Consider the following 7,379-nt stretch of genomic DNA (forward strand, 5'->3'; position numbering starts at 1 on the left):
GTGAAGATCGCGACCAAATTCGGCTTCGACATCACCGACAGCGGCGAGCGGACGGGCGGGCTGAACAGCCGTCCGGAGCGCATCCGGCAGGTGGCGGAGGCCTCTCTCAAGCGCCTTCGGACCGACCACATCGACCTGTTCTACCAGCACCGGGTCGATCCCTCGGTACCGATGGAGGACGTGGCCGGGACGGTCCGCGACCTGATCGCCGAGGGCAAGGTCGGCCATTTCGGCCTGTCGGAAGCGGGCGTCGACGCCATTCGCCGGGCGCATGCGGTGCAGCCGGTGACGGCCCTGCAGAGCGAATACTCCCTGTTCTGGCGCGAGCCGGAGACGGAGATCCTGCCGCTGCTGGAAGAGCTGGGCATCGGCTTCGTGCCGTTCAGCCCGCTGGGCAAGGGGTATCTGACCGGAGCCATCACCCCGGACACCACCTTCGGCGCCGATGACTTCCGCGCCACCGTGCCGCGCTTTGACGCGACGAACCTGAACGCCAACTTCGCCCTGGTGGAGCAGCTGAAACTGATCGCCGCCGACAAGGGCGCGACCCCGGCGCAGATCGCCCTGGCCTGGCTGCTGGCCCGAAAGCCGTGGATCGTGCCGATCCCGGGCACGACCAAGCTGCACCGTCTGGAGGAGAACCTGGGCGGGGCGGAGGTCGAGCTGACCGCCGCCGACCTGCAGGCCATCGAGGACCGGCTGGGGGACATCCCGCTGACGGGCGATCGCTACACACCGGCGGCGCAGGCGATGATCAACCGCTGAGCCGGTCGCAACCGGTCAGGGCGGCTGGCGTTAACCGCTCAGGTTCAACCCGAGAGGACAACGCCATGCGTATTCGTATCGCCGCCCTGACCGCTGTCGCCGCCCTGTCGCTGGGCGCCGCCGCCTGCACCCAGGCCGAACAGGACGAGGCCCAGGCCGACGCCAACGCCGCCGCCGCCAATACCGGAGAAGCGGCCCAGGAAGCCGGTTCGGCCCTGAAGGAAGAGGCGGCGCAGGTCGGTTCGGCCATTTCGGCCGGCGCGCAGGAAGCGGCGCAGGAGGTCGATGAGGCCACCGACGAGCTGGCCGCCAAGGCCGATCAGCAGAAGGCCGAGACCGCCAGCGACACGCGCGGCAACTGACGCGTCAGGCCGGCTCCGCGAGCAGGGCGTCGATCAACGCCTTCGCTTCGGGGCTGGCCCAGTCCGCCTCGCCCGAGAAGTGGGCGCGGATCCGGCCCTGACGGTCCAGCAGGACGGTCTGGGGCATCTTGCCCTTGCCGGGCAGTTCGAACGGCAGCTGGAATTTGGGGTCGCTATACATCGGCAGCGGCTCATGCACGTCGATGAAGCTGCGGGCGTCGGCGATGGCGTCGGCGGTGGCGTCGACATTGATCGGCAGGACCACGACGTCCTGGCCGTCATAGTGCTGGGCCAGGGCCGCGAGGGTGGGCATCTCGGTGCGGCAGGGCGCGCACCACATGGCCCAGAGGTTCACCACCACCACCTTGCCGCGGAAGTCGGACAGGCGCGTATCGACGCCGTCGCGGGTCTTGAACACATAGGCCGGGGCCGCTTCGAGGGCCGCCGGGGTCTCCAGACGGGCGATCGTGCCGGTGGCGAAACGGGCCAGTTCGCTTTTCGCGGGCGGTTCAGGCGTTGCGGCTTTGTCGAGCAGGGCAGGATTGGCGTATAGGACCGCCGCGCCGCCGATCACACCGATCAGCAGCACGCCCGCAACCGCGCCGATTACCGCCTTCGAGATAGCCATGTCCGAACAGACGCCCTCCGATCCCGTGACCAAAGCCCCCGGGGGCGCCAAAGGTCAAGACATGTGGGGCGGTCGCTTCTCGGCCAAACCGGCCGAAATCATGCAGGCGATCAACGTCTCCATCGGCGTGGACCAGCGCCTGTGGGCCCAGGACCTGGCCGGATCGCGCGCGCATTGTCGCATGCTGGCGGCGCAGGGGATCATCCAGCAGGCCGACGCCGACGCCATCCTGGGCGGGCTGGACGCCATCGAGGACGAGATCCGCGGCGGCCGCTTCCCGTTCCGCGACCAGTTCGAGGACATCCACATGAATGTGGAGGCCCGCCTGAACGAGCTGATCGGCGAACCGTCGGGCCGCCTGCACACCGCGCGCAGCCGTAACGATCAGGTGGCGACCGACTTCCGCCTGTGGGTCCGCGACGCCTGCGATCGGCAGGTGGTGCAGCTGAAGGGGCTGCAGAAGGCCCTGCTGGCCCGCGCCGAACAGCACGCCGCCGACCTGATGCCGGGCTTCACCCACCTGCAGACCGCGCAGCCGGTGACGCTGGGCCACCACCTGATGGCCTATGTCGAGATGTTCGGGCGAGACGCCTGGCGCTTCGCCGACGCCCGGACCCGGATGAACGAGAACCCGCTGGGCGCCGCGGCGCTGGCCGGCTCGCCCTTCCCCATCGACCGGCACATGACCGCCTCGACCCTGGGCTTCGACCGCCCGATGGCCAATTCGCTGGACGCCGTCTCGGACCGCGATTTCGCACTGGAAAGCCTGGCCGCCGCCTCGATCACCGCCGGGCACCTGTCGCGGCTGGCCGAGGAGATCGTCGTGTGGATGACGCCGATGTTCGGCTTCGTCACCCTGCCGGACGACCTGACCACCGGCTCGTCGATCATGCCGCAGAAGCGCAACCCCGACGCCGCCGAACTGGTACGGGCCAAGACGGGCCGGATCATGGGCTCGCTGGTCGCGCTGTCGACGGTGATGAAGGGCCTGCCACTGGCCTATTCGAAGGACATGCAGGAGGACAAGCCGCCGGTGTTCGAGGCGTTCGACGCCCTCGATCTGGCGCTGGGCGCGATGACCGCAATGGTCGCGGCCCTGATTCCGAACACGGAGAAGATGGCCGCCGCCGCCGGCGCGGGCTTCTCGACCGCCACCGATCTGGCCGACTGGCTGGTGCGCGAACTGAACCTGCCGTTCCGCCAGGCGCACCATGTCACGGGCGCGGCGGTGAAGCGGGCCGAGGCGCTGGGCGTGGGTCTGGCGCAACTGCCGCTGGAAGAACTGCAGAAGCTGCATCCCGGCGTGACGGAAGGGGTGTACAAGGTGCTCACGCCTGAGGCTTCCTGCGCCAGCCGCCAAAGCTTCGGCGGCACCGCCCCGGAACAGGTCCGGGAGCGCATCGCCGAGTGGAAGTCGCGGCTGGGTTAAGGGGTACAGGATGAAGAAACTTGCCATCGCGGGCGTCGCCGCCCTGATCGCCGTCTCCGCCGCCGCCTGCGGCCGCATGGCCGACCTGGACGCCCCGCCGGCGAAACGCACCGAGCGCGGCATGCGCGACGGCCGGGCCGCCGGCCTGCCGGAGCCCGCCACGGTCAACCGCCCGAACCGCGAGATGCCGATCGACGGCGGCCCCGGCTCGACCCCCTTCGACGGCGCGGGCAACAGCCCGCGCTGATCCTCTCCCCGGGATCCTGACTTGAACCATTTTGAACTGATCGACGGCGTCCTCCACGCCGAAAGCGTGCCCCTGCCCGCCATCGCCGAAGCCGTGAGCACGCCGGTCTATGTCTATTCGACCGCGACCCTGACGCGGCACTACAGCCTGCTGCGCGGCGCGCTGGACGATCATCGCGGCGCGCTGGGCGACAGCCTGATCGCCTTCGCGGTGAAGGCCAACTCCAACCTGTCGGTGCTGGCGACGCTGGCCAAGCTGGGCTGCGGCGCCGATACGGTGTCCGAAGGCGAGATCCGCCGGGCGCTGGCGGCGGGCATCCCGGCCGACCGGATCATCTTCTCGGGCGTAGGCAAGACCGACGCCGAACTGGCCTTCGCCATCGAGGCGGGGGTGCGCCAGATCAATCTGGAGAGCGGCGCCGAGCTGGACCGGCTGATCGCGGTGGCGGCGTCGAAGGGCGCCGCGCCGGCGGTGGCGGTCAGGGTCAATCCGAACATCGGCGCGGGCGGGCACGCCAAGATCACCACCGGCGGGGCCACCGACAAGTTCGGCGTGCCGGTCGAGGAGGCGATTGAACTCTACGTCCGCGCCACCGCCTCGCCGCATGTGGCGCCCGTGGGCCTGGCCTGTCACATCGGCAGCCAGATCACCGATCTGGGGCCCATGGAGGCCGCCTTCCGGACGATCCGGGGCGTGGCCGAGACCCTGCGCGACAAGGGCTGCGCGGTGACGCGGCTGGACCTCGGCGGCGGGCTGGGCGTGCCCTATCACGGCCAGACGGACCTGCCCTCCATCGCCGACTACGCCGCCATGTGCGCGCGGGTTCTGGACGGCCTGGAGGTCGAGGCCGCGTTCGAGCCGGGCCGCCTGTTGGCCGCCAATGCGGGCGTTCTGGTCAGCCGGGTCATTCAGGTGAACCAGCGCGCGGACGGACGGCGGTTCCTCGTTCTCGACGCAGGCATGAACGACCTGATGCGCCCGGCCCTGTACGACGCCTTCCACGATCTGGTCCCGGTGGAGCCGCGCGAGGGCGAGAGCGGGCTGTTCGATCTGGTCGGCCCGATCTGCGAGTCGACGGACATCTTCGCGCGGGACCGGATGCTGGCGCCGTTGGAAGCCGGTGACCTCGTGGCGTTCCTGAGTGCGGGCGCCTACGGGGCGGTGCTGTCGAGCGAGTACAATTCGCGGCCGCTGGTGGCGGAAGTGCTGGTCGATGGAGACCGGTGGGCGGTGGTTCGGCCGCGTCCGAGCTACGAAGACATGTGGGCGCGGGAGCCGAAGGCGGACTGGCTCTGAAGGTTCCAGGTTCTAGGGGCCAGGTTTCAGGGACGATCCGTGATTGCCGCCCTAGAACCTGGCCCCGAGAACCTGAAACCTAATCCAGCGCGCACACATCCGGCAGGCCGCGCAAGGCGCCCGCGTGATCCAGCCCATAGCCGACGAGGAAGCGGTTGGGGGCCTCCCAGCCGACGAAGTCGGGCTCCGGCGCGCGCGGGAGCGGCCAGGGTTTTTTGGCGAAGACGACGGTCAGGACCTCCGAGGCGCCCTTCTCCTTCGCGATGCGGACGGCCTCGGCCAGGGACAGGCCGGTGTCGAAGACGTCGTCGATGATCAGGACGCGGCGCCCCTCGATGGAACGCTGGAAGTCGGCGTAGACGTCGATCTTGCCCCGGCTGGACTGTTCGTCGCCGTAGGAGGCGAGCCAGAGGGCGTCGAAGCGGACGTTGCGGCCGATGCGCGACAGGGCGCGGGTCAGGTCCGCGGCGAACCACAGGCCGCCGGTCAGCAGGACGGCGGCGACGGTCTCATCGTCGATGACGGGGGCGATCTGCGCGGCGAGGTCGGCGACGATGCGCTGGACCTCCGGTTCCGGAAGCAGGACGGTGGGCGTCGGGGAGGTGTCAGCCATGTCCCCGCGATACCGCCCGGGGGGCGTGCGAGTCGAGAGGTCTTTCCGCCGGAGCGGGAACCGCGTCCACCGGGGCCATCTCCGGCGGGACGGCCGCGCCGGAGCCGAGGCCGCGACGCAGGGTGCTTTCACGCACCGCCGAGACCGGCTGGATCGAGCCGCCGTGCGGGGCGGAGGACTGCGGCGCATGACCGGGCGCGGGCGTCGGCGCATGCGCCGGGGCGTGTTCCGGGGCGGCGTCGTGGCTCTCGTCGCCGTGCGCAGCGGGCGCCGGATGGGCGGGGGCGTGGCCGGAGGCGGCGGGCGCGTCCAGCACGAAGTCGACGTCGATGCCCTGACCGCGCGCGCCGGGATCGGGGATGATCACCGCGAAGCCCTGGACCTTGCCGGGCAGGACCGGGGCGGCGTCGATGCGGACGACGGCATGACCGATCTCGGCGCCGTGGGCGTCCAGCAGGGCGACACGGACCGGCGGGGCGATCCGCTCATTGTCCCGCACATTGCGCAGGGCGCCCGAGACCAGGACCTTGCCGGGATCATTGGGCATGGGACGGGCGCTGACGGCCTCAAAGTCCAGCCCGGTCGGGTTCACGGTCAGGCCGACGGCGGCGTAGGCGGCGGCGGTGCGGGGGGCCATGTCGACCACCTCGACCCGGAACAGCCAGGCGGCGCCCAGCAGGGCGGCGAAGCCGGAGGCCACGCCCGCCCAGATGACGCCGTGGGTGGCCGCGCGACGCAGGCGGCGCTGCTGCTCGGCGCGGGCGCGGAAGGCGCGCGGCAGCTCCGGCGCGGGCGTCTCGGCCAGGGATTCGATGGACGGCTCGTCGCGACGGCCGAAGCTGGCGGGCTCTTCCGGCGCGGCGGCGGACAGCTCCAGCGGCTCGTCGAGGGTCGCGCGCCAGGTGTGTTTGCAGGTCTTGCAGCGCACGGTGCGGCCGTTCGCCCCGATCGCGTCGTCCGGGGTGAAATAGCTGGTGGCGCAGGACGGGCAGGTCAGTATCATATGCGCCGACTGCGAGGCTCTTCGCCCCTCCCCCGTTCGCGGCCCCGCCGCGTACCGATCCAAGAATTGATGTCCGTCCAGCCCCGTCGCGCCGCCGATGCCGCCTCGTCGCCCGCCACAGCCCGCCTGAGCGGGGTGGGGTTCGGCTATGAGGAGACGCCGGGCGTGCTGCGGGACGTCGATCTGACTTTGCCTGCGGGCTCTTTCCACTTCCTTACCGGGCCTTCCGGAGCCGGGAAGTCGACCCTGCTGAAACTGCTGACCCTGGACGTCCGGCCGCAGGCGGGAACGCTGGAGCTGTTTGGCGAGTCGGCCGGGACGGCGCCGCGCGGGGCCGTGCCGGGGTTCCGCCGCCGGATGGGGGTGGTGTTCCAGGACTTCCGCCTGCTGGACCACCTGAGCGCCTGGGAGAATGTGGCCCTGCCCCTGCGGCTGGCCGGGGTAAAGACCGCCGACTACGCCGACGATGTGCACGAGATGCTGGACTGGGTCGGGCTGGGCGACCGTGTCGAGGCGCGCCCGCCGGCCCTGTCGGGCGGCGAGAAGCAGCGGCTGGCCATCGCCCGGGCGGTGATCACCGGCCCGGACCTGATCGTCGCCGACGAGCCGACCGGCAATGTGGACGCCGCCATGGCCGGGCGGCTGCTCAAGCTGTTCCAGTCGATGAACAAACTGGGCGCCACCGTGCTGATCGCCAGCCATGACGCCGAACTGGCGGCGCGGTCGGGCGCGACGGTGCTGACCCTGGCCGACGGACGACTGACCGGAGGCGCCGCATGATCGGCCGGTTCTTCCCGCAGCGGGCCCCGATCCTGCCCCGCGACACCGGCGGCGAGCCCTGGCTGGCGGCGGTGATCGCCGTGCTGTGCTTCCTCGCCTGCCTGTCGGCCGTCGGCGCGCTGGCCGCGGACCGGGCGGCGCACGGCTGGGCCCGGGCGCTGGGGGCGGAGGCCACGGTGCTGATCGCCACCCACGACGAGGCCCTCGCCCGGCGCGCCGGCGCCTCGGTGCTGCGTCTCGAGCACGGCCGCGTCCG

At 71.1% G+C, this 7,379-nt stretch carries 9 protein-coding genes and 1 pseudogene; 7 read left to right on the forward strand and 3 right to left on the reverse strand.

Annotated features, from left to right (window positions below; translation table 11 throughout):
- Together VGE03_RS04610 and VGE03_RS04615 are read left to right on the forward strand one after the other, a co-directional pair.
- Nucleotides 1-765: aldo/keto reductase (locus VGE03_RS04610; protein ID WP_331045295.1), on the forward strand; the 765-nt coding region annotated here is incomplete at its 5' end.
- A gap of 65 nt (nt 766-830) precedes the next feature.
- Complete coding sequence (locus tag VGE03_RS04615) at nt 831-1,127, forward strand: hypothetical protein (RefSeq protein WP_331045296.1); 297 nt, start codon at nt 831-833, stop codon at nt 1,125-1,127.
- Between the two features lie 4 nt (nt 1,128-1,131).
- On the opposite strand, the gene VGE03_RS04620 is transcribed toward VGE03_RS04615, so the two are convergent.
- Nucleotides 1,132-1,755: a TlpA disulfide reductase family protein gene (locus VGE03_RS04620; protein ID WP_331045297.1), complete on the reverse strand. Its 624-nt coding sequence runs from the start codon at nt 1,753-1,755 to the stop codon at nt 1,132-1,134.
- Between VGE03_RS04620 and argH the strand changes: the two genes are divergently transcribed.
- The 3 genes from argH to lysA are packed head-to-tail and all read left to right on the forward strand — an operon-like array spanning nt 1,754 to nt 4,727.
- Nucleotides 1,754-3,184 carry an argininosuccinate lyase gene (gene argH / locus VGE03_RS04625; protein WP_414644886.1) on the forward strand — a complete coding sequence of 477 codons (1,431 nt, stop codon included), beginning with the start codon at nt 1,754-1,756 and terminating at the stop codon, nt 3,182-3,184. The two genes, VGE03_RS04620 and argH, sit on opposite strands and share 2 nt — an antisense overlap.
- A gap of 10 nt (nt 3,185-3,194) precedes the next feature.
- On the forward strand, nt 3,195-3,431 hold the full coding sequence (locus VGE03_RS04630) for a hypothetical protein (protein ID WP_331045299.1): 237 nt from the start codon (nt 3,195-3,197) through the stop codon (nt 3,429-3,431).
- 21 nt (nt 3,432-3,452) lie between these two features.
- Complete coding sequence (gene lysA, locus VGE03_RS04635) at nt 3,453-4,727, forward strand: diaminopimelate decarboxylase (RefSeq protein WP_331045300.1); 1,275 nt, start codon at nt 3,453-3,455, stop codon at nt 4,725-4,727.
- A 79-nt stretch (nt 4,728-4,806) separates the two neighbouring features.
- On the opposite strand, the gene VGE03_RS04640 is transcribed toward lysA, so the two are convergent.
- Nucleotides 4,807-5,340, reverse strand: a complete 534-nt coding sequence (locus VGE03_RS04640) for a phosphoribosyltransferase (protein WP_331045301.1) — start codon at nt 5,338-5,340, stop codon at nt 4,807-4,809.
- Nucleotides 5,333-6,343: an MJ0042-type zinc finger domain-containing protein gene (locus VGE03_RS04645; protein ID WP_331045302.1), complete on the reverse strand. Its 1,011-nt coding sequence runs from the start codon at nt 6,341-6,343 to the stop codon at nt 5,333-5,335. The genes VGE03_RS04640 and VGE03_RS04645 overlap by 8 nt, the downstream gene beginning before the upstream one ends.
- A 69-nt stretch (nt 6,344-6,412) precedes the next feature.
- Here VGE03_RS04645 and VGE03_RS04650 point away from each other — a divergent pair, with 69 nt between their 5' ends.
- Both VGE03_RS04650 and VGE03_RS04655 read left to right on the forward strand, forming a co-directional pair.
- Complete coding sequence (locus VGE03_RS04650) at nt 6,413-7,123, forward strand: cell division ATP-binding protein FtsE (protein ID WP_331045303.1); 711 nt, start codon at nt 6,413-6,415, stop codon at nt 7,121-7,123.
- Nucleotides 7,120-7,379: pseudogene (locus VGE03_RS04655) on the forward strand (hypothetical protein); the annotation flags it as partial. The gene VGE03_RS04650 and the pseudogene VGE03_RS04655, both read left to right, overlap by 4 nt.

The sequence above is a fragment of the Brevundimonas sp. genome, assembly GCF_036400995.1.
Classification (GTDB): Bacteria; Pseudomonadota; Alphaproteobacteria; order Caulobacterales; family Caulobacteraceae; genus Brevundimonas.

Bases quoted from the DNA above. Each gene is read 5' to 3' on its own strand.
- argH (WP_414644886.1), top strand. From the start codon at position 1,754: ATGTCCGAACAGACGCCCTCCGATCCCGTGACCAAAGCCCCCGGGGGC.
- VGE03_RS04650 (WP_331045303.1), top strand. From the start codon at position 6,413: ATGTCCGTCCAGCCCCGTCGCGCCGCCGATGCCGCCTCGTCGCCCGCC.
- VGE03_RS04645 (WP_331045302.1), bottom strand. From the start codon at position 6,343: ATGATACTGACCTGCCCGTCCTGCGCCACCAGCTATTTCACCCCGGAC.
- VGE03_RS04640 (WP_331045301.1), bottom strand. From the start codon at position 5,340: ATGGCTGACACCTCCCCGACGCCCACCGTCCTGCTTCCGGAACCGGAG.
- VGE03_RS04620 (WP_331045297.1), bottom strand. From the start codon at position 1,755: ATGGCTATCTCGAAGGCGGTAATCGGCGCGGTTGCGGGCGTGCTGCTG.
- VGE03_RS04615 (WP_331045296.1), top strand. From the start codon at position 831: ATGCGTATTCGTATCGCCGCCCTGACCGCTGTCGCCGCCCTGTCGCTG.
- VGE03_RS04630 (WP_331045299.1), top strand. From the start codon at position 3,195: ATGAAGAAACTTGCCATCGCGGGCGTCGCCGCCCTGATCGCCGTCTCC.